The 22,147-nt window shown below is 73.3% G+C and carries 21 protein-coding genes; 11 read left to right on the top strand and 10 right to left on the bottom strand.

The features are described 5' to 3' along the window. Window positions 1-141: 141 nt before the first annotated feature. The gene (locus ALMP_RS16285) at window positions 142-885 is read left to right on the top strand and encodes a hypothetical protein (protein WP_264928606.1); all 744 of its coding nucleotides are present in this window, start codon (window positions 142-144) and stop codon (window positions 883-885) included. 73 nt (window positions 886-958) lie between these two features. Continuing rightward, window positions 959-1,750 carry a hypothetical protein gene (locus ALMP_RS16280; protein ID WP_264928604.1) on the top strand — a complete coding sequence of 264 codons (792 nt, stop codon included), beginning with the start codon at window positions 959-961 and terminating at the stop codon, window positions 1,748-1,750. A 10-nt stretch (window positions 1,751-1,760) separates the two neighbouring features. On the opposite strand, the gene ALMP_RS16275 is transcribed toward ALMP_RS16280, so the two are convergent. From ALMP_RS16275 to ALMP_RS16265, 3 genes are all read right to left on the bottom strand, one after another. Further along, entirely contained in the window at window positions 1,761-2,393 is a 633-nt protein-coding gene (locus tag ALMP_RS16275) for a LuxR C-terminal-related transcriptional regulator (protein WP_264928602.1), read from the bottom strand. A gap of 102 nt (window positions 2,394-2,495) precedes the next feature. Then, complete coding sequence (locus ALMP_RS16270) at window positions 2,496-3,434, bottom strand: TIGR03619 family F420-dependent LLM class oxidoreductase (RefSeq protein WP_264928599.1); 939 nt, start codon at window positions 3,432-3,434, stop codon at window positions 2,496-2,498. After that, window positions 3,416-4,651: an amidohydrolase family protein gene (locus ALMP_RS16265; protein WP_264928597.1), complete on the bottom strand. Its 1,236-nt coding sequence runs from the start codon at window positions 4,649-4,651 to the stop codon at window positions 3,416-3,418. Before ALMP_RS16265 ends, ALMP_RS16270 begins: the two co-directional genes overlap by 19 nt. Before the next feature lie 217 nt (window positions 4,652-4,868). On the opposite strand from ALMP_RS16265, the gene ALMP_RS16260 reads away from it, so the two are divergent. Together ALMP_RS16260 and ALMP_RS16255 are read left to right on the top strand one after the other, a co-directional pair. Beyond that, window positions 4,869-7,853 (top strand): BTAD domain-containing putative transcriptional regulator, encoded by a 2,985-nt coding sequence (locus tag ALMP_RS16260; protein WP_264928595.1) that lies wholly within the window; start codon window positions 4,869-4,871, stop codon window positions 7,851-7,853. Between the two features lie 260 nt (window positions 7,854-8,113). After that, the gene (locus tag ALMP_RS16255; protein WP_264928593.1) at window positions 8,114-8,281 is read left to right on the top strand and encodes a hypothetical protein; all 168 of its coding nucleotides are present in this window, start codon (window positions 8,114-8,116) and stop codon (window positions 8,279-8,281) included. A gap of 81 nt (window positions 8,282-8,362) precedes the next feature. Here the strand turns inward: ALMP_RS16255 and ALMP_RS16250 are convergent, their stop codons facing one another. Together ALMP_RS16250 and ALMP_RS16245 are read right to left on the bottom strand one after the other, a co-directional pair. Then, the gene (locus ALMP_RS16250) at window positions 8,363-9,007 is read right to left on the bottom strand and encodes a hypothetical protein (RefSeq protein WP_264928591.1); all 645 of its coding nucleotides are present in this window, start codon (window positions 9,005-9,007) and stop codon (window positions 8,363-8,365) included. 105 nt (window positions 9,008-9,112) lie between these two features. Continuing rightward, on the bottom strand, window positions 9,113-10,729 hold the full coding sequence (locus ALMP_RS16245) for a FadD3 family acyl-CoA ligase (protein ID WP_264928589.1): 1,617 nt from the start codon (window positions 10,727-10,729) through the stop codon (window positions 9,113-9,115). A 102-nt stretch (window positions 10,730-10,831) separates the two neighbouring features. Between ALMP_RS16245 and ALMP_RS16240 the strand changes: the two genes are divergently transcribed. The 4 genes from ALMP_RS16240 (at window position 10,832) to ALMP_RS16225 (ending at window position 13,569) form a co-directional block, all read left to right on the top strand. Beyond that, entirely contained in the window at window positions 10,832-11,980 is a 1,149-nt protein-coding gene (locus ALMP_RS16240) for a lipid-transfer protein (protein ID WP_264928587.1), read from the top strand. Window position 11,981: 1 nt separating this feature from the next. Continuing rightward, on the top strand, window positions 11,982-12,401 hold the full coding sequence (locus tag ALMP_RS16235) for a Zn-ribbon domain-containing OB-fold protein (protein ID WP_264928585.1): 420 nt from the start codon (window positions 11,982-11,984) through the stop codon (window positions 12,399-12,401). Further along, a complete protein-coding gene (locus ALMP_RS16230; RefSeq protein WP_264928583.1) occupies window positions 12,398-13,171 on the top strand; it encodes an enoyl-CoA hydratase/isomerase family protein in 774 nt (257 codons plus the stop codon). The genes ALMP_RS16235 and ALMP_RS16230 overlap by 4 nt, the downstream gene beginning before the upstream one ends. A gap of 122 nt (window positions 13,172-13,293) precedes the next feature. Then, entirely contained in the window at window positions 13,294-13,569 is a 276-nt protein-coding gene (locus ALMP_RS16225; RefSeq protein WP_264928582.1) for a hypothetical protein, read from the top strand. A gap of 167 nt (window positions 13,570-13,736) precedes the next feature. On the opposite strand, the gene ALMP_RS16220 is transcribed toward ALMP_RS16225, so the two are convergent. Together ALMP_RS16220 and ALMP_RS16215 are read right to left on the bottom strand one after the other, a co-directional pair. Further along, entirely contained in the window at window positions 13,737-16,115 is a 2,379-nt protein-coding gene (locus ALMP_RS16220) for a PQQ-binding-like beta-propeller repeat protein (RefSeq protein WP_264928580.1), read from the bottom strand. A 178-nt stretch (window positions 16,116-16,293) separates the two neighbouring features. Then, entirely contained in the window at window positions 16,294-17,040 is a 747-nt protein-coding gene (locus tag ALMP_RS16215) for a VOC family protein (RefSeq protein ID WP_264928577.1), read from the bottom strand. A 122-nt stretch (window positions 17,041-17,162) separates the two neighbouring features. On the opposite strand from ALMP_RS16215, the gene ALMP_RS16210 reads away from it, so the two are divergent. Continuing rightward, the gene (locus ALMP_RS16210) at window positions 17,163-17,810 is read left to right on the top strand and encodes a TetR/AcrR family transcriptional regulator (protein WP_264928575.1); all 648 of its coding nucleotides are present in this window, start codon (window positions 17,163-17,165) and stop codon (window positions 17,808-17,810) included. A gap of 160 nt (window positions 17,811-17,970) precedes the next feature. Here the strand turns inward: ALMP_RS16210 and ALMP_RS16205 are convergent, their stop codons facing one another. Further along, window positions 17,971-18,423, bottom strand: a complete 453-nt coding sequence (locus ALMP_RS16205; protein WP_264928572.1) for an Lrp/AsnC family transcriptional regulator — start codon at window positions 18,421-18,423, stop codon at window positions 17,971-17,973. An 82-nt stretch (window positions 18,424-18,505) separates the two neighbouring features. On the opposite strand from ALMP_RS16205, the gene ALMP_RS16200 reads away from it, so the two are divergent. Next, window positions 18,506-19,117: a LysE family translocator gene (locus tag ALMP_RS16200; RefSeq protein ID WP_264928570.1), complete on the top strand. Its 612-nt coding sequence runs from the start codon at window positions 18,506-18,508 to the stop codon at window positions 19,115-19,117. A 4-nt stretch (window positions 19,118-19,121) separates the two neighbouring features. Here ALMP_RS16200 and ALMP_RS16195 read toward each other — a convergent pair whose 3' ends face one another. Both ALMP_RS16195 and ALMP_RS16190 read right to left on the bottom strand, forming a co-directional pair. After that, complete coding sequence (locus ALMP_RS16195; protein WP_264928568.1) at window positions 19,122-19,601, bottom strand: nitroreductase family deazaflavin-dependent oxidoreductase; 480 nt, start codon at window positions 19,599-19,601, stop codon at window positions 19,122-19,124. Continuing rightward, window positions 19,598-20,854: an acyl-CoA dehydrogenase family protein gene (locus tag ALMP_RS16190; RefSeq protein ID WP_264928566.1), complete on the bottom strand. Its 1,257-nt coding sequence runs from the start codon at window positions 20,852-20,854 to the stop codon at window positions 19,598-19,600. Before ALMP_RS16190 ends, ALMP_RS16195 begins: the two co-directional genes overlap by 4 nt. Before the next feature lie 117 nt (window positions 20,855-20,971). Here ALMP_RS16190 and ALMP_RS16185 point away from each other — a divergent pair, with 117 nt between their 5' ends. Beyond that, window positions 20,972-22,141, top strand: a complete 1,170-nt coding sequence (locus ALMP_RS16185) for an acetyl-CoA acetyltransferase (protein WP_264928564.1) — start codon at window positions 20,972-20,974, stop codon at window positions 22,139-22,141. Window positions 22,142-22,147 lie beyond the last annotated feature (6 nt).

Below are 22,147 nucleotides of genomic sequence, written 5' to 3'. Positions count from 1 at the left end.
GCGTCAGATACCGGTAGGTCCGATTGCACAAGCGATCTGAGTGACCGGTGAGTAGGGACATTTGACTCTGTCGACAGCCTCCGCGGGCACCGAATAATCCTCGACCGGAAGGTAAAGGCACCCCCAAGGAGAGAACAGGACATGGGTAACAGACGCTTCAGGAACAAGAAGGTCAGGTACGTGGCGATCGGGGCGTCGCTTACCACCGGCGCGGCGGTCGCCGCAGTACTGCTTCCGTCGGCCAACGCGGCCGACGAGAAGACGCCGGAACAGATCATGACCATGTGCCAGCGGGCCAAGGTGCTCAACGGCAAGCAGCAGTCCATATCCGACTTCGGCGGTCATCCGATCGCCGGCCCGAGTTTCGCGTCGGACAACTGCGATTTCGTCGAGACGAAGTTCGAGACCTTCGACGGACCCACCGAGAAGGCGTCCATCGACTTCCCGAACTGCGAGCCGAACGCCACCGAACCGGCGAAGGTCTCCGTCACCTGGTCCGCGACGGCGGCCCAGGGCCAGGGCAAGTACACGGTGACCCAGCAGGGCGGCGGAGGCGGCCTCTTCGGGCTGTTGAGCGGGTCGTGGCTCAAGCACAAGGGAACGCTGGACATGACCGTGAAAGCGGCGACCGCCGGCGCCACGGAACAGCGTGAGGTGCCGGTCGGAAAGGTGCTCCACATGGAGTTCACCCCGAAGATGCAGCGCATGACCGGCGAATGGCGGGTGCGGATCGACGCCCGCGAGGCGACGACCGTCACCAACGCCACCCCCGAGCAGAACTTCGTGGCGCCGGACGTCGTCGAGGGCCCCGTCGTCCTGCCGGGCGCCGCGGGCGCCCCCGGTGTGGTGGACGGCACCTCCAAGGCGGTCCTGTCGGACTGCTGAGCCCGCACGGCCGCGATCCCCCCAGGTCGCACCCCCAAATCGAATGCCCCTACCCCCTTTTCGGAGACCCCCCATGACCCGCACCCACCGCACCAGAAGCCACCGCAGCAAGAAGAAGCGCATCACCCTGGCCCTCGCTCCGGTGGCGGCCCTCGCGGTGATCGTCCCGCTGATGAACCAGGCCGGTGCCGCCACTCCCTCCGAGGTGACCGCCGACTGCGCCGCGGACTCCGACAAACTGGAGAACTGCGAATTCGTCGACGTCCAGTTCAAGGCGAACAGCCTCGGCCCCAACCAGCGCGTCTCGGCGGTGACCGACAACTGTGGATCGACCACCGGCACGAGCAACACCTTCAGCGTGAGCACGTCCGTCACCAGGACCATCCAGTTGGAGGACGGATTCACCGCGGGGGCCGACACCAAACTGGGCAACTCGTTCTTCGAGATCGGCGTGAAGTTCAACACCTCGACCATCAACATCACGCGTGACGACAAGACGACCACCCTGCAATTCAGCCGGACGGACACCGTGCAGCCGGACAGCATCGGCTTCTTCATGTGGTCCGCCAAGCGCACCGACGTGAGCGGATTCCTGAGGGCCACGTACAAGGAGGCACAGGACGGCCAGAAGGTGTTCTTCGCGCCGAGCGAGGGCGCCGCCACCGTGCACGTCTTCTATCCGCAGATCCTGAACAACGGAACGCCCGACGGCCGGCTGTGGCTGCGCAATGTGAAATGCGGGACCCCGGAGGCCAACGGAATCAAGAACTCGACGAAGAGCCTGCGCGCCGAACCCGGATTCGGTGAGGGCGGCGGGAACGTCACCGACGTGGAAATCCCGCTGAGCGAGATCCCGGCGAGCTGACGTACCGTTCTCAGATGCGAAGCACGGGCGCGGCTCCCAGCCACCGCAGGACCGCGTCCGTGCTGCCCCGGGCGTTCAGCTTGGCGTAGATGTTGCTGAGGTTGTTGCGGACGGTCTTCTCGCTCAGCCGTAAGCGCAGCCCGATCTCCTGGGCGCCCAGACCGGTCGACAGCAGCTCCATGATCTGCTGCTCGCGCGGCGAGAGCAGCGCCCGCAGCCGCTCGATCGCCCCGTCGGCCGCGGGGGTGCGCCGGGCCCCCGCGCGCAGGGCGGCGCAGGCGTACGGCGAGAGGTACGTGTGGCCCACGGTGGCCCCCACGACCGCCGAGGACAGCATGCAGGTGCAGTAGTCGCCCTCGACGAGATAGCCCGCCCCGCGCCGGAACACCTCCACGACGGTGTCCGTGTCCCGGCACGCGCTGACCACGATCACCGGGACGCGCGCGCCCGACAGCTCCCCCAGGGCGTCCAGCGGCTCGGCGCAGCGCAGCAGGGCGACGTCCACGCCCCGCGGGACCCGGAAGGGACGCGCCAGACGCACGGCCCGCCCCACGTACGGGTCGTCGGGGGCGGGCCAGTCGTCGTGCGGCCAGTCGCCCTCCGCGCAGGCGAGGGCGACGGAGAGTCGCTGGGAGGAGCGCATGACACGGGTCCTTCCGCCGGAACCATCACGTCCGTACGTTCGTACATACGCGGCCCGGCGCGGACATGTTCAAAAATTCAAGAAGGGCTGTCAGACAGGTAGTCACAGCAGGGGCGCCACCTCCGTCCCGAACGCGTCCATCTGGTCGATGAGTTCGGCCGCGCTCCGGCTCCGGAACCGCACCTGGACCTGGTCGACGCCCATCGCCCGGTACTCCCGCAGCGACTCGGCGAGGGCCTGCGGGCCGCCGGTCACCGTGCGCCGGCCGACGTCCCAGGCCGGGGTGCCGACGTACAGCGGCTCGGTGATCGCTCCGAAGGTGAACTCTCCGTCCAGGCCGGCCTGTTCGCGCAGCTCGCGGATACGGGCGAGCCGGCGCGGCAGTCGTTCGCGCGGGTCGCCCTGGGGCAGCCATCCGTCGCCCCGGAGGGCGGCGCGCCGTACGGCGGCGGGCGAGGAGCCGCCGACCCACAGCGGGATCCGCTCCTGCGCCGGCCGGGGCCGCTGCCCGAGCCCGTCGAACGCGTACTCCTTCCCCGCGTACGACGGGAACTCGTCGGGGCCGAGGGCGGCCCGCAGGGCGTCCACGCACTCGTCGAGCACGGCCCCGCGCCGCCGGAAGTCCACCCCGAGCGCCTCGAACTCCTCCGGTACGTGTCCGGCGCCGACGCCGAGGACCAGCCGGCCGCCGGAGAGATGGTCGAGGGTGGCGTACTGCTTGGCGGTGATCAGCGGGTGGCGCAGGCCGACGACCGCGACATGGCTGAGGAGGCGGACGCGTTCGGTGACGGCCGCGAGGTGGGCGAGGGTGGCGACGGGGTCGTACCAGACCGTGCCCATGGCCGGGGCGAGCCGGCGCGGGACGGCGACGTGGTCGCAGCAGGCGACATAGGCGAAGCCGGCGCGGTCGGCGGCGCGGGCGACGGCGACCAGCTCGGCGGGCCCCGCGCCGGCCTCCCAGGGCTCGGCGTACAGCGTGGACTGGGACTGGACGGGCAGCTGGATGCCGTACTCCGGGGCGGTCACCGGGGTCCGTCCCACAGGCCGTCCTCGGTCAGCCCCAGCAGCTCGATCGCGTTGCCCCGGACGATCCGTTCGACGACGTCCGGGTCCAGATGGCCCATCTGCGCCTCGCCGACCTCGCGGGACTTGGGCCAGGTGGAGTCGGAGTGCGGGTAGTCGGTCTCGTACAGCACGTTCCCGACGCCGACGGCGTCCAGGTTGCGCAGCCCGAAGGCGTCGTCGAAGAAGCAGCCGTACACGTGCTCGGCGAACAGCTCGGACGGCGGCCGGTGGACCTTGTCGGCGACGCCGCCCCAGCCCCGGTTCTCCTCCCAGACGACGTCGGCGCGCTCCAGGATGTACGGGATCCAGCCGATCTGGCCCTCGGCGTACATGACCTTGAGGTTCGGGAAGCGTTCGAACTTGCCGCTCATCAGCCAGTCGACCATGGAGAAGCAGCAGTTGGCGAAGGTGATGGTGGAGCCGACGGCGGGCGGGGCGTCGGCGGAGGTGGAGGGCATGCGGCTGGAGGAGCCGATGTGCATGGCGATGACCGTGCCGGTCTCGTCGCAGGCGGCGAGGAAGGGGTCCCAGGCGTCGGTGTGCACGGAGGGCAGGCCGAGGAACGGGGGGATCTCCGAGAAGGCGACGGCGCGCACCCCGCGGGCCGCGTTGCGGCGGACCTCCGCGGCGGCCAGCTCGGCGTCCCAGAGGGGGATGAGGGTGAGGGGGATGAGCCGGCCGTGTGCCTCGGGGCCGCACCACTCCTCCACCGTCCAGTCGTTGTAGGCGCGCACGCAGAGCAGACCCAGCTCGCGGTCGGCGGCCTCGGTGAAGGTCTGGCCGCAGAAGCGCGGGAAGGTGGGGAAGCAGACGGCGGACTGGACGTGGTTGACGTCCATGTCGGCGAGGCGCGAGGGAACGTCGTAGGAGCCCGGACGCATCTGCTCGTAGGTGATGACCTCCAGCCGGATCTCGTCCCGGTCGTAGCCGACGGCGGTGTCGAGGCGGGTGAGGGGCCGGCGGAGGTCCTCGTAGACCCACCAGTCGCCGAGGGGGCCGTCGTCGCCGGGCTCGCCCATGACGGGCTTGAAGTGGCCGCCGAGGAAGGTCATCTCCTTCACCGGGGCGCGAACTATGCGGGGCCCGGTGTCCTGGTACTTCTTCGGCAGGCGGTCCTGCCAGACGGTGGGCGGTTCGACGGTGTGGTCGTCGACGGAGATGATCCGGGGCAGCGGGGTGGGATGCGTGTCCATGGGGGTCACGGTAGCGCCGATCTGACGGACCGTCAGCTACCGTGGAGCGGGCTGCCGTGTCCGGCTCCGCGCGGACTTGTGCGGAGACACTGTGAGAGGTGTGTGGACTCCCGAGGGCCGCGCGTGACCAGCCTTGTGACAGGTGTCTCGCACGGCTGACGGTTCCGCCATGGACAGGGCAAACTGTCCTGGTTGGTCAGGTAGTAGGGAGACCCCGATGGACGACCGTGTACCGCGCGTGCCGGAGCAGAGACGTCCCGGCTCCTCGGTGGAGCCGACGGCGTTGCGCTTCGACGTGCTCGGCCCGGTGCGCGCCCGGCGCGGCGAGGAGCCGCTGGCCACCGGCTCCCCCCAGCAACGCGCCCTGCTCGCCGCGCTGTTGCTGCGCGAGGGCCGTACGGCGACGGCCGCCGAGCTGATCGACGCGCTGTGGGGCGAGGAGCCGCCGTCGCAGGCCCTCGCGGCGGTACGGACGTACGCCTCACGGCTGCGGAAGGTGCTCGACGCGGGCGTCCTGGTGAGCGAGTCGGGCGGGTACGCGGTGCGCGGGCTGCGGCCGGGCGCGCTGGACCTGGCGGTGGCGCAGGAGTGGGCGGCGGAGGCGGAGAAGGCACGCGCCGCCGGGGACCTGTGCCGCGCCCGGGAGATCCTCGACCGGACGCTGGACCTGTGGGACGGCGAGACGCTGGCCGGTGTGCCCGGCCCGTACGCCGAGGCCCAGCGGGTACGGCTGGAGGAGTGGCGGCTGGGGCTGCTGGAGTCCCGTCTCGACATGGACCTGGAGCAGGGCCGGCACGCGGAGGCGGTCTCCGAACTGACCGCCCTGACCGCGGCGCACCCGCTGCGCGAACGCTTCCGTGAGCTGCTGATGCTGGCGCTGTACCGCTGCGGCCGCCAGGCGGAGGCCCTCGCGGTGTACGCGGACACCCGGCGCCTGCTGGCCGAGGAGCTGGGCGTGGACCCGCGGGCCGGTCTGCGCGAGCTCCAGCGGCGGATCCTCCAGGCCGACCCGGAGCTGGCGGAGCCGTCGGCGCCGCCGGCCGAACCCTCCTCGGCGCCGGTCCGTCCCGCCCAGCTCCCCGCGACCGTGCCCGACTTCACCGGCCGGTCGGCCGTCGTGCAGGAGCTGAGCGAGGTGCTGGCCGGGGCGTCGGAGCCGGGCCCCGAGGGGGGCGGCGGAGCGGGCCGGGTGATGGCCGTCTCCGCGCTGGCCGGCATCGGCGGCGTCGGCAAGACGACCCTGGCCGTCCATGTGGCCCACCGGGCACGGGCGGCCTTCCCGGACGGCCAGCTGTACGTCGACCTCCAGGGCGCCGGCGCGCGGGCGGCGGAACCGGAGGCGGTGCTCGGGGCGTTCCTGCGGGCGCTCGGCACCCCGGACACGGCGGTCCCGGACTCCCTGGAGGAGCGGGCGGCGCTGTACCGCTCGGTCCTGGACGGCCGGCGGGTCCTGGTGCTGCTGGACAACGCGAGGGACGCGGCGCAGGTACGGCCGCTGCTGCCGGGGACGGAGGGCTGCGCGGCCCTGGTGACGTCACGGGTGCGGATGGTCGGCCTGGCGGGCGCGCACCTCGTCGACCTGGACGTGATGTCCCCCGACGAGGCCTTGCAGCTGTTCACGCGGATCGTCGGCGAGGAACGGGTCGCCGCCGAGCGCGAGGCCGCGCTGGACGTGGTCGCGGCCTGCGGGTTCCTGCCGCTGGCGATCCGCATCGCGGCCTCCCGGCTGGCTGCCCGCCGCACCTGGACGGTGTCGGTGCTTGCGGCGAAGCTCGCCGACGAACGGCGCCGGCTGGACGAACTCCAGGCCGGGGACCTGGCGGTGAAGGCGACGTTCGAGCTGGGGTACGGCCAGCTGGAGCCGAACCAGGCGCGGGCGTTCCGGCTGCTGGGCCTCGCGGACGGCCCGGACATCTCCCTCGCGGCCGCGGCGGCGGTCCTGGACCTCCCGGCCGAGGACACCGAAGACCTCCTGGAGGCCCTGGTCGACACCTCCCTGCTGGAGTCGGCGGCACCCGGCCGCTACCGCTTCCACGACCTGGTCCGGCTCTACGCGCGTGCATGCGCCGAACGCGACGAGCAGTTCCCCGCGGAACGCGACGCGGCGCTGTCACGTCTGCTGGACTTCTACCTGGCCACGGTGGCGGGCGTCTACGCCATCGAACGCCCCGGGGACCGGCTGGTGGACCACCTGGAGGGCACGGACTACCCGGGCCTGTCCTTCGCGGACCGGCGGGCGGCGCAGGACTGGCTGTACGCGGAGGCGGTGTGCCTGCTGGCGTGCGTACGCCAGTCGACCGGGCCCGACCAGGTGAGACGGGCGGTGGACCTGCTGTGGGCGTCCATCGACCTCGCCGAGTCCGGCGCCAACTCCAAGGAGTACGAGGCCACCGGGGCGGCCCTGCGGGAGGCCGCGCGGGCGGCCGGTGACCGGCGGGCGGAGGCCAGGGCCCTGGTGACACTGGCCAACGGCCACCACATGTCCGGCCGGTTCGAGCTGGCGGGCCAGGAGGCCGCGGAGGCACTGGAGCTGCCCGAGTCGGCGGACGATCCGCTCCCCCGGTGCTGGGCGTCCAACATGCTGGGAGTCATCGCGCTGTACCAGAACCGCCACGACGCGGGCGAGACCCATCTGACCCGGGCCATCGAGAGCTTCCGCGCCTCGGGGGACGGCCCCGGCGAGGCGAGCGCGCTGTGCAACCTGTCCCGCATCCACCTGGCGACGGGCCGCACCGAGACCGCCGTCTCCCTGGCTCAGCGGGGCACCGACATGTACGACGCCATGGGCCACGCCCTCAAGGGCGCCAACGGCCGGTACGCGCTGGGCCTCGCCCTCACCCAGAGCGGTTCGCTCACCTCGGCCGTCGACCGTCTCGAAGAGGCGCTCGCCGTCTTCCGCGACAGCCGGCAGCGGCTGTGGGAGGGCATGACCCTCTTCCGGCTCGCCGAGGCCCACATCGCCGCGCGGCGCCTGGCGCAGGCCGCGACGCACGCCGAGGCGGCCCTGACCGTCCTGCGCGGCATCGGCGGCGAATGGCGGCGCGGGAACGTCCTGGTCGCCCTCGGCCACGCGCTGAGCGGCATCGGACAGACCGGCCGGGCGCAGGTCTGCTGGCAGGAGGCCCTGGCCATCTTCGAGTCCTTGAAGGCCCCGGAGGCCGACGCGGTGCGCCCCCTGCTGAAACCGCTCCCGATCACCTGAGGCACCGCCGAGCACGTGAGCGGTCCCGATCGCCCGGGACGGCCCCGATCGCCCGAGGCGTCGCCGGCCCGTTCATCGTTCGTTTATCGCCAACCGGCACTCTGGATCGTGTCGTTCCGTCGCGTCGGGGGGCAGACGGGGCGGCGGGGGCCGCGCCTTAAGGTGTAGCGGCCAGGGAGCGCCCGTCCGGCGGTCCGCGGGGGAATGGCCGGGCGGGCGTTCTCCCACCCCACCACAAGACCACGTCAGGGAGTCAGTCCATGAGCGACGACCAGAAGACCACCACGCCCGAGGCGACCGACGCCGAGGAACTCACCACGCTGAACACCCACGCCACCATCAAGCCGCTCAAGACGAGCGAGCCGGCCACGGGGGACACCGGCGAGGTCGGCACCGACAACACCCACGCCACGGGTGAGCCGGCCTGACCCGACTCCCCCTCCACGGACGGGGGCTCGGCCGCGACGGCACGGAGGGGGAGCCGTCGCGGCCGAGGTGTTTCCGCCGGATCATCCCGCGTGCGGGTTCCGGTCGAGGTGGCTCAGCCTGAACGGGAACGCGTCCGGCATGTGGCGCCAGCCCGGGCCCGTGAAGTGGACCGAGCACCACGAGCCGTCGACGAAGCCGATCTCGTGGTCGCCGCCCGCCACGTCGGCGCGGTCACGGATCCAGCTCACGTGACGGAGGTCGATGGACCACCCGGCCTCCACCGGGCCGTGCCCGCCCATGAGGGAGCGGGCATGGGAGACGTAGGCGAGCTGGAGGCGGTGGTCGGTCACCTGCATCACCACGACCGCGCCGTTCCTGGTCCGGGGCACGACGGCGCGCGCCAGCCGGCCCGCCATGCTGTCCCAGCCGCCGTGGAACGGCTTGCCCGGCTTCTTCTCCTCCCGCCAGAAGAGGGCCTCGAAGAGCGCCTCGAACGGGTTCCACGTGACGGACATGAGCCGCGCGGCCCCGAACACCGGGAGCATCAACCAGTTCCCCAGCGTGCGGCTCTCCGACCGCAGAGCGCGCGGGCGACGGAAACGGCCGGGCCTCGGCGCCCGTTCCGCCAGTCCCACGCAGTGCTCACCCCTCAGCACCTCACCCGGGGGCAGCACCGTCCGCGCCCGTTCGACGACCGACCCCCGGTTCCGGTCCCTGCCACTCACCCGAGAACTTCCCTCACCGTCTCGTGTATGGACGGTTCATGATCCCCGACGACCGCGGGCGGGGCGCACCCGCCTCCGGGCGGGCCGGGGAGGGGACTGCTCCGTTCACCGCCCGCGCAGTTCGCCCTTCACCACCTTCCCGCCGGCGTTGCGCGGCAGCCGGGCCACGAACTCCACCCCGCGCGGCACCTTGTAGTTGGCCATCTCGCGGCGGGACCAGGCGATCAGGTCGTCGGCCGTGAGACGGGAGCCGGGGCGGCGGACCACGAAGGCCTTGCCGACCTCGCCCAGGCGGGCGTCGGGGACGCCGATGACCGCGACGTCGGCGACGTCCGGGTGCAGGCCCAGGGTCTGCTCGATCTCCGCCGGGTAGGCGTTGAAGCCGCCGACGATGAACATGTCCTTGATGCGGTCGGTGATCCGCAGGTTGCCCGACTCGTCCAGGACACCGACGTCGCCCGTGCGCAGCCAGCCGTCCTCGGTCACGGCCCGCGCGGTCGCCGCCTCGTCCTCGTGATACCCGCGCATGACGTTGAAGCCGCGCACCATCACCTCCCCGGGCACGCCGGGGCCGAGCGGCGCGCCCGCGGCGTCGACCACCCGCACCCGGGTGCCGGGGATCGCCCGGCCGGAGGTCGACGCGATCACCGACGGCTCGTCACCCCGGCGGCACATGGTGACGATGCCGCTGGCCTCCGACAGGCCGTACGCCGTCAGGACCGTGCCGACGCCCAGTTCGCCCCGCAGGCGTTCGACGAGCCGCAGCGGCACCACCGCCGCGCCCGTCACCACCAGCCGCAGCGACGAGAGGTCGTGGGCGGCGCGGGACGGGTGGTCCAGCAGCGACTGGTGGAGGGTGGGAGGGCCGGGGAGGACCGACACGCGTTCCTTCGCCACGTTCGCCAGGACCGTGTCCACGTTGAACACCGGCTGCGGGATCATCGTCGCGCCGCGCATCAGGCAGGCGATCACGCCCGCCTTGTAGCCGAAGGTGTGGAAGAAGGGGTTCACGACGAGATAGCGGTCGCCGCGGCGCAGGCCGGCCAGGTCGGCCCAGATCTCGTACGCCCGCAGCGTCTGCGCGTGGGTGATGACCGCGCCCTTGGGGCGGCCCGTCGTGCCCGAGGTGAAGACGATGTCCGACGGCCAGGACGGGTCGATCAGTGCCGCACGGTCCCGCACCTCCCTCGGCCCCACCCCCTCCCCGCCCGCCAGGAAGTCCTTCCAGGTGTGGAAGCCCACCGGCGCGTCCTCCGACAGCACCACCGCCGTCTCCAGCGCCGGCAGCCCGCCCAACGGCCCCTGCCCGGGGCCCGTTCCGGCCGCGCGCCGCAGGGACGCCACGTACGAGGTGCCCAGGAACGTGCCCGTCACGAACAGCAGCCGCGCCCCGCTGCGGCGCAGCACGTCCGCCGCCTCCGCGCCCTTGAACCGGGTGTTCAGCGGGACCAGGACCGCGCCGGCCGACACCGCGCCGAGCGCGGCGACCACCCAGTCCAGGGAGTTGGGCGCCCAGATCGCGACCCGGTCGCCGGGCCGCACCCCGTGCGCCAGGCACGCCGCCGCCGACCGCTCCACCCGCGCGCCCAGATCGCCGTACGGGACGCGGGTACGGCCCTGCACGACCGCCTCCACGTCCGCGTACCGGTGCGCCGCCCACCGGACGAGTCCGGGGATCGTCCGCCACGTCTCCCATGTCCCGCACTCCGCGTCACCGCGCACGACAGCCTCCCGAACCCGGAACCCAGTAGCTGACTGACCGTCAGATTAACGGTAACCTGACGGACTGTCAGCTGACCGCCGAGCGAGCGGAGGTGCCCCAGCATGGCCGGTCTCAAGGACGCCACCGCCATCGTCGGCATCGGCCAGACCCCTTTCGCCAAGCATCTCCCCGAGGACGAGAAGACCCTCGCCTGCCGTGCCGTCCTCGCCGCCCTCGACGACGCGGGGATCGCACCCGGCGAGGTCGACGCGCTCGCCTCCTACACCATGGAGGAGACCGACGAGGTGGAGCTGGCCAAGGCCGTCGGCCTCGGGGACCTGACCTACTTCGGGCGCGTCCCCTACGGGGGCGGCGGCTCCTGCGCCACCGTCGCCCACCTCGCCGCCGCCATCGCCGCCGGGCAGGCCACGGTCGGGGTGGCGTGGCGGTCGCGGAAGCGGGGCAGCGGGCCGCGGCCCTGGACCAACACCAGCGTGCAGCTCCCCACCCCCGCCCAGTGGACCCGGCCGTACGGGCTGCTGCGGCCCGTCGACGAGATCGCCATGCTGGCCCGCCGGTACCTGCACGAGTACGGCGCCACCCGCGACCACCTCTTCCACGTGGCCCTCGCCTGCCGCAACCGCGCCAACCAGAACCCGGCCGCCGTCATGTACGAACGCCCCCTGACCCGCGAGTCGTACATGACCTCCCGCTGGATCAGCGAACCCCTCTGCCTCTACGACAACTGCCTGGAGACGGACGGCGCGCTGGCCTGCGTGGTCGTCAGCCGCGAGCGCGCCCTCGACTGCCGCCGGCGGCCCGTGTACGTCCACTCCGCCGCCCAGGGGCTGCCCGCCCAGCACCACGGCATGGTCAACTACTGGAACGACGACCCGCTCACCGGACCCGCCTGGGCCGCCGCCCGACACCTGTGGAAACACGCCGACTTCACCCCGCAGGACGTCGACGTCGCCCAGATCTACGACGCGTTCACCCCGCTGGTCCTGCTCTCCCTGGAGGGGTACGGCTTCTGCGGGCGGGGCGAGGGCGGGGCCTTCACCGAGGGCGGGGCGCTGGAGACCGGCGGACGGCTGCCGGTCAACACCGGCGGGGGCGGGCTCTCCGAGGCGTACGTCCACGGCTTCAACCTGATCAACGAAGGCGTGAAGCAGCTCCGGGGAACCAGCACCGCGCAGGTCCCCGGCGCCACCACCTGCCTGGTCACCGCCGGGGAGGGAGTCCCGACCTCCGCCCTGCTCCTCAGGAGTTGAGATGCTCAAGCCGGTCCCGGACGCCGACGGCGCCCCCTTCTGGCAGTACGCCGCCCGCGGCGAACTGCGCGTGCAGAGCTGCGCCGACTGCGGCGAACCCCGCTTCCCGCCACGGCCCTGCTGCCCGCACTGCCAGTCCTTCGCGAACGAGTGGACGCCGACCTCGGGGCGCGGACGCATCTGGTCGTACGTCGTCCCGCACCCGCCGCTGCTGCCCGACTACGCCGAGCAGGCGCCGTACAACGTGATCGTGGTGGAGCTGGCCGAGGCGCCGCGGATCCGGCTGGTGGGGAACCTGGTGAGCGCGGCGGGGGCGCGGCTGGACTCCGTGCCGGTGGAGCGGCTGCGCGTCGGGGCCCGGGTGCGCGTCGTGTTCGACGCGGACGGCGGGCTGCCGCAGTGGGTGCTGGAGCGGCCGTGAGCGTGCGTCTGACCGCCGACCGGGACACCGGGGTCGCCGTCGTCACCCTCGACCGGCCCGAGAGGCTCAACGCCATCGACCTCGACATGGCACGGCGGCTGGCCGAGGTGTGGCGGGCGTTGCGGTTCGACGACACCGTGCGGGCCGTCGTCCTCACCGGGGCCGGGCGGCGGGCGTTCTGCACCGGGATCGACCGGGACGCCGTCGTGCCGCAGCCCTCCTCGCCCTACATGCTGGACGATCCGCTGCTCACCGTCGGACCCAAGGCGAACGACCTGTGGAAGCCGGTCGTCGCCGCCGTGGAGGGGATGGCCTGCGGGGGCGCCTTCTACCTGCTCGGCGAGTGCGAGTTCCTCGTCGCCGGCGCCGACGCCGTCTTCTTCGACCCGCACACCACCTACGGCATGGTCAGCGCCTACGAGTCGGTGCTGATGAGCGGGCGCATGCCGTACGGGGAGGCCGCGCGGATGATGCTCATGGGCACCGCCGAGCGCGTCTCCGCCCGCCGCGCCCACGACACCGGCCTGGTGTCCGAGCTCACCGACGCGGGCGGCGCCCTGGACGCTGCCCTCACCTGCGCCACCGTCATCGCCGGCCACCCGCCCACCGCGGTCCAGGGCACCGTACGGGCCCTGTGGGCGGCGAAGGAGGCGACCCGCGCGGCCGCCTACGCCCAGGCCCCCCACCTCGTCACCCTGGGCAACCTCGCCCCCGACCGGCAGACCGACCTCTTCACCACCCGCCGCCCGAACGACTTCCGCGTGCGATGACCCGGCCCACGACGCCGACCACGAGTCCCTGATCCGCGCCGCCGAGGACCCGCGCCGGAGCCCGGGCGCCACGGGCGGGCCCGCACGGCGGAGCGGGACAGAGCCGGGCGGGGCCGGGCCCCGTGAAGCCCGCGCGGACGCTCGGCACGACCCCGGTCGCGCCGCCGCCGGCCACCCGCCCCGGAGTCCGCACCGCCGTCACCGCCGCGTACCCGCCCGGACGGGCGCGGGAGGCCGTGGGCGGGCACGGCGAGGGCGGACAGGGCCGGCCTCGCGCGCCGCGCCGGGCCCGGGCGGGGCCAGGGGCCGGTGAGCCCGCGCGGGTGCTCGGTGCGGGGCTGGGCCGGGGCGTCGGTGGTCACCCGCGCGCCGGGGTGCGGGGCGCGTGGGTGCGGTGACGCGTGCGGGGTTCAGGTGGGGGGCGTCACCGTGTGGCGTGCGGTTTGTGCTGGGCGTAGCGTCTGCGGTGTGGGCGGCGTGTGGGCCGCTCCCCCGCAGCGACGGCCGCCGTCCGGCCCCTTTCCGTGTGTACTCGGTGCGACGGCCGTCCCGGACGGCGTCGGGCTCACGCCGTTCTCGCGGTGCCCGTGCCCTTCTCCGCGTCCAGCGCGTACACGCAGCGGTCCTTGCTGCACGCGTACACCACGCCGTCGCGGACCACCGGGGAGCCGGTGATCTCGCCGCCCGTGGCGAGCTTCCAGCGCAGCCGGCCGTCGTCGGCCTTCAGGGTGTACAGCAGGTGGTCGGTCGAGCCGAAGTGGATGCGGCCCTCGGCGACCACGGGGGCGCCCACGATGTCGCCGCCGGACTGGAAGCGCCACTTGGGCGTGCCCGTGACCGCGTCCAGGGTGTAGAGGCCCTTGCCGCTGCCGACGTGGACATGGCCGGCGGCCACCAGCACCGGCTCGATGGAGGAGCGGGCCTCGGTGGCGATGCGCCAGCGGTCGCGGCCGTCGGTGGCGTCGAGGGCGTACACGGTGCCGAGGTAGTCGGCCAGGTACACCCCGCCCCCGGTCACCGCGGGGCCGGGGACGAAGGTCGGCGGGGAGAGGAAGGCCGCGGGCGCCTCGAAGTGCCAGCGCACCATGCCGCTCGCCACGTCCACGGCGATCACCCGGGTGCCGGCCGAGACGTAGACATAGCCGTCGGGGGCGGGCGTGACCCGGACCGGGACGCCGCCGCAGGACGCCGTGTCCCCGATGGGGTACGACCAGCGCTCGTCGCCCGTACGGGCGTCCAGGGCGCGCAGCCGGGCGTCCTGCCAGACGTAGACGACGCCGTCGTGCAGGGCGGGCCCGGCCTCCGGGGACTCGAAGTCGGTCTGGCAGCCGGTGACCTCCCACAGCTTCTGCCCGGTGGAGGCCTCCCAGGCCTGGATGCCGCCGCCGCGGGTGCCGGTGACGACGGTGCCGCGCTCGGCCTTGAGGCAGTACACCCAGGCGTCCGTCGGCAGCCGCCACAGGTCGTTGCCCTCCCGGGCGTCCAGCGCGAACAGCGTGGGCCCGTCGGAGGCGTGCACCCGGCCGTCCGCGACCGCCATCGACCAGGCCACGTCGCGCGTCTTGAAGCGGCGGCGGCCGGTGGCCACGTCCAGCGCGTGCACCTCGAAGGAGGTGACGTACACGAGGTCGCCCGCGACGGCCGGGGTGCCCCACACGTCGTTGGACATGCGGAACCGCCACGGCCGCCACCCCGCCGGGGTCTCCGGGGGCGCGGCGGGGGCGGGCGGTACGGCGGGGTCGGCGCCGTTGACGCCGGTGCGGGGCCGGGTCCAGGAGGCGACCAGGCCGGGCTCGGGCACGGGCGCCTTGGCGGCGGCGCCGGCCCGCATCTCGGCGACGCGCGGCCCCGGCCCGATGGGCACGGCCGCGCCGATCAGCCGGACGGGACCGGTGTCGGGGGTGCCGACGGGCGCGGGCTGCGGCGGCCGGGACAGCACCACGGGGTCGCGCGAGGGCGGCGGAGGCAGGGGCGGTGCGGCGGGCCGGGCGGGAGCCGCTCCCCCGGCTCCCCCGGCACCGGCGACGGGCGCGACCCCGGTCGTCGTGCGGGCGCCGCGCCGGGACTCGATGAGCGCGACCGCCTTCTCCGGCAGCCACGCCGACGCCGTACCGCTGTCGTCGGAGCCGGAGCCGAAGAGGTGGGGGGCCAGCTGGGCCTGGAGGTCGGCGGGGGAGGGGCGGCCCGTGGCCTCCATCTGCATGCAGGACTCGATGAGCGGGCGCAGCTCGTCGGGCAGGCCCTCCAGGTCCGGGCCCTCCCGCAGCAGCATGAAGACGGTCTCGACCGGGTTCGCGCCGTGGAAGGGCGGATGCCCGGTGGCCGCGAAGACGAGGGTCGAGCCCAGCGAGAACACATCGCTCGCGCCGGTCACACTGCGCGAGTCCTTCGCCTGCTCCGGGGACATGTAGGCGGGGGTGCCGACGGCGACATTCGTCATCGTCAGACGCGTGTTCGAGACGCCGGACGCGATACCGAAGTCGATCACCCGGGGGCCGTCCTCCACGACGAGGACGTTGGAGGGCTTCAGGTCACGGTGGACCAGCCCGGCGCCGTGGATGGACTGGAGCGCCTCCGCGACGCCCGCCGCCAGCCAGCGCACCGCCTGGGCCGGCAGCGGCCCGCACTCGTTCACTATCTCCTCGAGCGAGGGCGCGGGCACGTACGCGGTGGCCAGCCACGGCACGGCGGCGCGCGGGTCGGCGTCGACCACCGCGGCCGTGTAGAAGCCGGAGACCGCCCGGGCCGCCTCGACCTCGCGCGTGAAGCGCACGCGGAAGAGCTGGTCCTCGGCGAGCTCCGTACGGACCGTCTTGATCGCCACGCGCCGGCCCGAGGCCGAGCGCGCGAGATAGACCAGCCCCATGCCGCCGGCACCCAGCCGTCCCAGCACCTCGAACGGCCCGATCCGCCGCGGATCGTGCTGCGTCAGCTGATCCACCACTTGCCTGCCACCTCCCCGTACGAGCCCCGCCACCCATATGTGTACGCGACCCCGTGCAGCGTCTCACCACCGCACCGCCATGGCGGCACGCACCCCGATTCTTCCTGGCCGGGCCACCGGTTGCGAACCCGGGGACAATCGGGGTGTCCAGTGTCATATCAGGGCAGAAAGCTACAGTTCAGCGCTCCAGGACCGCGAACGACGCCCCCTGATTGTCGGTGACGACCGCCACCGTGCCGTACGAGGCGGCGAAGGGTCCGGCCTGGACCCGCCCGCCGAGCCGGGTCACCGCGCCGAGCGCCGCCTCGCAGTCCGCGACACCGAAGTGGACGAGGAAGTGCGGCGGCATCATCTCCGCGAAGAAGTCCGTGACGGCCGCCCGGCCGAAGTCGGGGTCGGCGCCGGGACCGAAGAGCGCCTCGTGGAAGAGGTGCCCGTAGAAGGTGTTGGCGGTCTCGATGTCCCGGGCGTACAGCTGCGCCCAGGCGAAGGTGCCGGGCCGGTGGCGGATGCCGAAGCCGTGGTGGCTGCCCGCCTGCCAGAGACCGAAGACGGCGCTCTCCGGGTCGGCGGCGAGGGCGGCGACGCCCAGCCCGTCGACCGGGAACGGCGCCATGACGACCTGCCCGCCGGCCGCCGTGATCCGCCGGGCGGTCGACTCCGCGTCCGGCGTGGCGAAGTACACCGTCCAGACGGTGGGCATCCGGCCGTCCGTCTTGGGCGCGAGCGCCGCGACGGGTTTCCCCTCCAGCCGGGCCCACACGGAGGCGCCGTACGCGCCCTCGAAGACCCACCCGAAGAGCTCGCCGTAGAACCGCCTGCCCGCCTCCACGTCGGGAAGCTGAGCGTCCACCCAGCAGGGGACGCCCTCGGGGTATCCCTCCGGGTATCCCCCTGTGTACACCGATGCCCTGTTTTCGGCCATGCAGCCAAACTAACGGCGGTGCACGCAGCGCGCAGACCAGGCACAGCCGTGTCCGCGTCCTCGCGCACCCCATTTGCAGTCGGCCGAATAGCGCTCCGATCACCCCTCGGTAAGCTGACGACATGACAGGACAAGTGCGTACCGTCGACGGCCGCGTGGCCGGTCGACGCGGGCAGGCGACGCGGCAGAAGCTGCTGGACTGCCTCAGTGAGATGCTCAGCTCCTCTCCGTACCGGGACGTCAAGGTCATCGACGTCGCCCGGAAGGCGGGCACTTCGCCCGCGACCTTCTACCAGTACTTCCCGGACGTCGAGGGCGCCGTCCTGGAGATCGCCGAGCAAATGGCCGCCGAGGGCGCCGGGTTGACGGAACTGCTGGAGGGTCGGTCCTGGGTCGGCAAGGCCGGCTGGCAGACGGCGCAGGAACTCGTCGACGGTTTCCTGGACTTCTGGCGCAAGCACGACGCGATCCTGCGCGTGGTCGACCTCGGTGCCGCCGAGGGCGACAAGCGTTTCTACAAGCTCCGCATGAAGATCCTGAACTCGGTGAACAACTCCCTCGCCGAGACGGTCGCCGAGTTGCAGGCCAAGGGCCGGGTCGACAAGGACGTGAACCCGGCCGCGGTCGCCGGTTCGATCGTCGCGATGCTGGCGGCGGTGGCCTCGCACCAGAAGGGCTTCTCCTCCTGGGGCGTGAAGCAGGCCGAACTCAAGCCGAATCTCGCACTGTTGGTGCATCTGGGCATCACCGGCAAGAAGCCGACGAAGTAGCGTCCGGCGCGGCCGGAGCACCCTTTTTCCAGTTTTCCGGTATTCCCTGGTTGATCTGGCTCATCCGGTTCACCTGATTCATCTGGTTCATCCGGTTTCCCAGATCCCAAGTCCTGTCTGGCGGGCGGTGGTTCACGCGAGTGGACCACCGCCCGCCGCGCTATGCGGGCAGCGGCCGGTCCTTGACCACGTGCTTCATCACCAGCGTGGACGTCAGCCGCTGCACCCCGGGCAGCGTCGCGAGGCGCTCGTCGTACAGCCGCTGAAAGGCCGCGAGGTCGGCGGTGGCCACCCGCAGCAGGTAGTCCGGCTCCCCGAACAGCCGCTCGGCCTCCAGGACGTGCGGGATGCCGGCCAGCGCGCTCTCGAACTCGGCGACCGTGTCCCGGTCCTCCTGCCGCATGGACACGAAGACCAGCGCCTCGAAGGTCAGCCCCACGGCGGCCGGCGCGACGACCGCCCGGTAGCCGCTGATCGCCCCCGACCGCTCCAGTTCCCGCAGCCGCCGGTGACACGGCGAGACACTCAGCCGCACCCGCGCGGCCAGCTCGGTCACGGTCAGCCGCCCGTCCTGCTGGAGCTCGGCAAGGATTTTCCGGTCCACGTCGTCCATGAGGCAGATTTTCCCCCGGACAGGCCGGTACCGCGCAAACTTCAGAAACACTTTCGGCCGTCTCACGCCTAATGTCCCCTCCATGCACTCGGAACTCCTGCTCTCCTTCCTCCTCCTGGACCTGCTGCTGGTGTGCGTGCCGGGGGCCGACTGGGCGTATGTGATCGCGGCGGGGCTGCGCGGGCGCTCGGTGGGGCGGGCGGTGGCCGGCCTGGTGAGCGGCTACGCCCTGCACACGGCGCTCGCGGCGGCGGGCCTGGCGGTCCTGGTGGCCGGGTCGCCCGCGCTGCTGACCGGGCTGACGGTGGCCGGTGCGGCGTACCTGGTGTGGCTGGGGTGGGGCGTGCTGCGGCGGCCGGGGATGCCGACGGAGGCGTCGGGCATCGGGGAGCGGGTCTTCCTGCGCGGGGCGGCGATCAGCGGGCTGAACCCCAAGGGCCTGCTGCTGTACCTGTCGGTCCTGCCGCAGTTCCTGGTCACGGGGGAGGGCGGGCTGCCGGTCCCGGCGCAGACGGCCGTCCTCGGCCTGCTGCACATGGCGTGCTGCGCCGCGGTCTATCTGACGGTGGGCGCGGCGGCCCGCGCGGTCCTGGGCGCCCGCCCCGCCGCGGCCCGCGCGGTCACCCGGACCTCCGGGGCGGCGATGCTGGGCATCGGGGCGTTCCTGCTGCTCCAGCGACTGGCCACGCTGTGAGGCCCTACGGCTCCGCCCGGCGGGTGAGCCTGAACAGCCGGATCTCCCGCTCCACCCGCGCCTGGTAGGCCGCGTACGGCGGCCAGAACGCCAGCACCGCCTGCCAGACCGCCGCGCGCTCCTCCCCCTCCAGCAGCCGGGCCGTCACCGGGATGTCGGCGCCCTTCCAGCTGATCTCCGCGTCCGGGTGGGCGAGGAGGTTGGCGGTCCAGGCGGGGTGTCCGGGCCGCCCGAAGTTGGACCCCACGAGGATCCAGCCGCGGCCCCCGTCCTCCGGCATGCAGGCGAGCGGCGTCCGCCGCGCCAGACCGCTCCTCGCCCCGGTGGAGGTGAGCACCACCCCCGGCAGCAGCTGCGCGCTGAGCAGCACCTTTCCCCGGGTGAGCCGGTGCACGGCCCGGTCGAGCGCGGGCACGACACGGGGCGCGGCCTTGGCGAAGAGCGGGGTCGAGGACACCTTCTGCACGATCCGAGTACCGATCACACCGCCACCTCCGTCCGCCGGTCGTCCCGTCCGTCGCGTTCGTCGCGTTCGTCGCGCCGGTGACGCCGGTCGCGTCCGCCCCGCTCGAAGAGCCCCGATCGTCGCGCCGCGTGGGCGCGCAGGCGGTGGGCGGGACCGAGGAGCAGGTCGTCGCCCGCGGCGCGCTTGAAGTACAGGTGCGCCTCGTGCTCCCAGGTGAAACCGATGCCGCCGTGGAACTGGACGGCCTCGGCGGCGGCGGTGCGCAGGGCGGTGAGGCACTGGGCGAGGGCGAGGGCGCCGACGTATTCGTCGCGGGCGGTCGCCCAGGCCGCGTAGTAGGCGGCGGAGCGGGCCGTCTGCACCTGGACGTACACGTCGGCGAGGCGGTGCTGCACGGCCTGGAAGGAACCGATCGTCCGGCCGAACTGCTCGCGTTGTCCGGCGTACTCCACGGTCCGCTCCAGCGCCCGGTCGGCGGCCCCGACGGCCTCGCAGGCGAGGACGGCGGCGGCGCGGTCGCCGAGCCGGGACAGCGCCGGGAGGATGTCGGTGTCCGGGTCGCCGCCCAACAACTCGGCCTCGACATGACGGAATTGGAGGCGGGCCTGCGGGCGGGTCGCGTCCAGCGCGGTCTGCCGTACGCGGGTCAGGCCCTCGGCGTCCCCGGGGACGAGGAAGAGCAGCGGGCGGGAGCGGACGAAGCCGCCGGTGTGGGCGGCGACGAGCAACAGGCCGGCGCTGTGCCCGTCGAGCACGCCCGCGGCCTCGCCGTACAGCCGCCACCCGCCGTCGGCGCGCCGGGACGCCTGGATGCCGCCGGCCCGGCCCCCACCCGCCCAGTCGCCGTCGTTCGCGCGGGTCAGCGCGAGGGCGGTGGTGAGGGCGGAGGCGGGGACGGCGAGGGTGGCGGTGAGGGCGCCGGAGGCGACGCGCGGCAGCAGGGCGGTGCGCTGGGCGTCGGTGCCGAGGGCGAGGATCAGCGGCGCGGCGAGGACGGAGGTGGCCAGGAGCGGGGAGGGGGCGAGGGCCCGGCCGGTCTCCTCGCAGGCGAGGGCGAGGTCGGTGACCGGGCAGCCGACACCGCCGTACGCCTCGGGGAGGGCGAGGCCGGGCAGGCCCAGCCGGCCGGCGAGGGCGGACCAGAGGGCGGGGTCGTGGCCCGCGGGGGTGTCGAGGGCGGCGCGCAGATCGTGCGGGCCGGAGCGTTTGTGGAGCAGTTCCCGCAGAGTGCGGCGGATCTCCTGCTGCTCGGCGGTGAAGCTGGGGTCCATGGGCGGAACTCCCCCCTCCTCGCTATCTGACGATCCGTCATATTAGGCCGGGGCGACCGGGATGCCCAGAGCGACGGCCCCTGCCCGGGCACCCGGATCTGATGTACCGTCAGATCCATGACGTCAGGTCGCAAGGTCGCCGTCGTGGGTGTGGCGCTCTCCGACTGCGGACGCGTGGACGACGCCACGCCGTACGCCCTGCACGCCCAGGCGGCCCGCCGCGCGCTGGCGGACGCCGGACTGGGCCGCGCGCACATCGACGGCTTCGCCTCCGCCGGCCTCGGCACCCTCGCCCCCGTCGAGGTGGCCGACTATCTGGGCCTGCGGCCCACCTGGGTGGACTCCACCTCGGTCGGCGGCTCCACCTGGGAGGTGATGGCGGCACACGCGGCGGACGCGATCGCGGCCGGCCACGCGAACGCCGTCCTGCTGGTCTACGGCTCGACGGCCCGCGCGGACGTCCGGGCGGGCCGCCGCACCGCGACCCTCTCCTTCGGGGCGCGCGGCCCGCTCCAGTTCGAGGTCCCCTACGGCCACACCCTGATCGCCAAGTACGCCATGGCGGCCCGCCGCCACATGATCGAGTACGGCACGACGATCGAGCAGCTGGCGCAGGTGGCGGTCCAGGCGCGGGCGAACGCGGCCCTGAACCCGGAGGCGATGTTCCGCACGCCGGTGTCCGTGGCCGACGTCCTGTCCGGCCCAATGATCGCCGACCCGTTCACGAAACTGCACTGCTGCCTGCGCTCCGACGGCGGCGCGGCGGTCCTGCTGGCGGCCGAGGAGTACGTACGGGACTGCCGCACCGCGCCCGTGTGGATCCTCGGCACCGGCGAACACGTCTCGCACGCCGCCATGACGGAGTGGGAGGACTTCACCGTCTCCCCGGCGGCGGTCAGCGGCCGTCTCGCCTTCGCGCGCGCGGGGGTGCGCCCCGACGAGATGGACTTCGCCCAGCTCTACGACGCCTTCACCTACATGACGCTGGTGACCCTGGAGGACCTGGGGTTCTGCGCGAAGGGCGAGGGCGGGGCGTTCGTGGAGAAGGGCCGGCTCCGGGTCGAGGGCGGGGACCTGCCGGTGAACACGGACGGCGGCGGCCTGTCGGCCCAGCACCCCGGCATGCGCGGCCTGTTCCTCCTGGTGGAGGCGGTACGGCAGCTGCGGGGCGAGGCGGGCGCCCGGCAGGTCCGCGCCCGCGACGGCGCCCTGCCCCGGCTGGGGGTGGCGTCGGGGACCGGCGGCTGGTTCTGCTCCTCGGGGACGGTGGTGCTGGGCCGGGACTAGCGACCT

It is taken from the genome of Streptomyces sp. A012304 (assembly GCF_026008495.1).
Classification (GTDB): domain Bacteria; phylum Actinomycetota; class Actinomycetes; order Streptomycetales; family Streptomycetaceae; genus Streptomyces.
This window is presented reverse-complemented; position numbering and strand designations above follow the sequence as displayed.

Bases quoted from the DNA above. Each gene is read 5' to 3' on its own strand.
- ALMP_RS16285 (WP_264928606.1), top strand. From the start codon at position 142: ATGGGTAACAGACGCTTCAGGAACAAGAAGGTCAGGTACGTGGCGATC.
- ALMP_RS16280 (WP_264928604.1), top strand. From the start codon at position 959: ATGACCCGCACCCACCGCACCAGAAGCCACCGCAGCAAGAAGAAGCGC.
- ALMP_RS16275 (WP_264928602.1), bottom strand. From the start codon at position 2,393: ATGCGCTCCTCCCAGCGACTCTCCGTCGCCCTCGCCTGCGCGGAGGGC.
- ALMP_RS16265 (WP_264928597.1), bottom strand. From the start codon at position 4,651: ATGGACACGCATCCCACCCCGCTGCCCCGGATCATCTCCGTCGACGAC.
- ALMP_RS16260 (WP_264928595.1), top strand. From the start codon at position 4,869: ATGGACGACCGTGTACCGCGCGTGCCGGAGCAGAGACGTCCCGGCTCC.
- ALMP_RS16255 (WP_264928593.1), top strand. From the start codon at position 8,114: ATGAGCGACGACCAGAAGACCACCACGCCCGAGGCGACCGACGCCGAG.
- ALMP_RS16240 (WP_264928587.1), top strand. From the start codon at position 10,832: ATGGCCGGTCTCAAGGACGCCACCGCCATCGTCGGCATCGGCCAGACC.
- ALMP_RS16235 (WP_264928585.1), top strand. From the start codon at position 11,982: ATGCTCAAGCCGGTCCCGGACGCCGACGGCGCCCCCTTCTGGCAGTAC.
- ALMP_RS16215 (WP_264928577.1), bottom strand. From the start codon at position 17,040: ATGGCCGAAAACAGGGCATCGGTGTACACAGGGGGATACCCGGAGGGA.
- ALMP_RS16210 (WP_264928575.1), top strand. From the start codon at position 17,163: ATGACAGGACAAGTGCGTACCGTCGACGGCCGCGTGGCCGGTCGACGC.
- ALMP_RS16205 (WP_264928572.1), bottom strand. From the start codon at position 18,423: ATGGACGACGTGGACCGGAAAATCCTTGCCGAGCTCCAGCAGGACGGG.
- ALMP_RS16200 (WP_264928570.1), top strand. From the start codon at position 18,506: ATGCACTCGGAACTCCTGCTCTCCTTCCTCCTCCTGGACCTGCTGCTG.
- ALMP_RS16190 (WP_264928566.1), bottom strand. From the start codon at position 20,854: ATGGACCCCAGCTTCACCGCCGAGCAGCAGGAGATCCGCCGCACTCTG.
- ALMP_RS16185 (WP_264928564.1), top strand. From the start codon at position 20,972: ATGACGTCAGGTCGCAAGGTCGCCGTCGTGGGTGTGGCGCTCTCCGAC.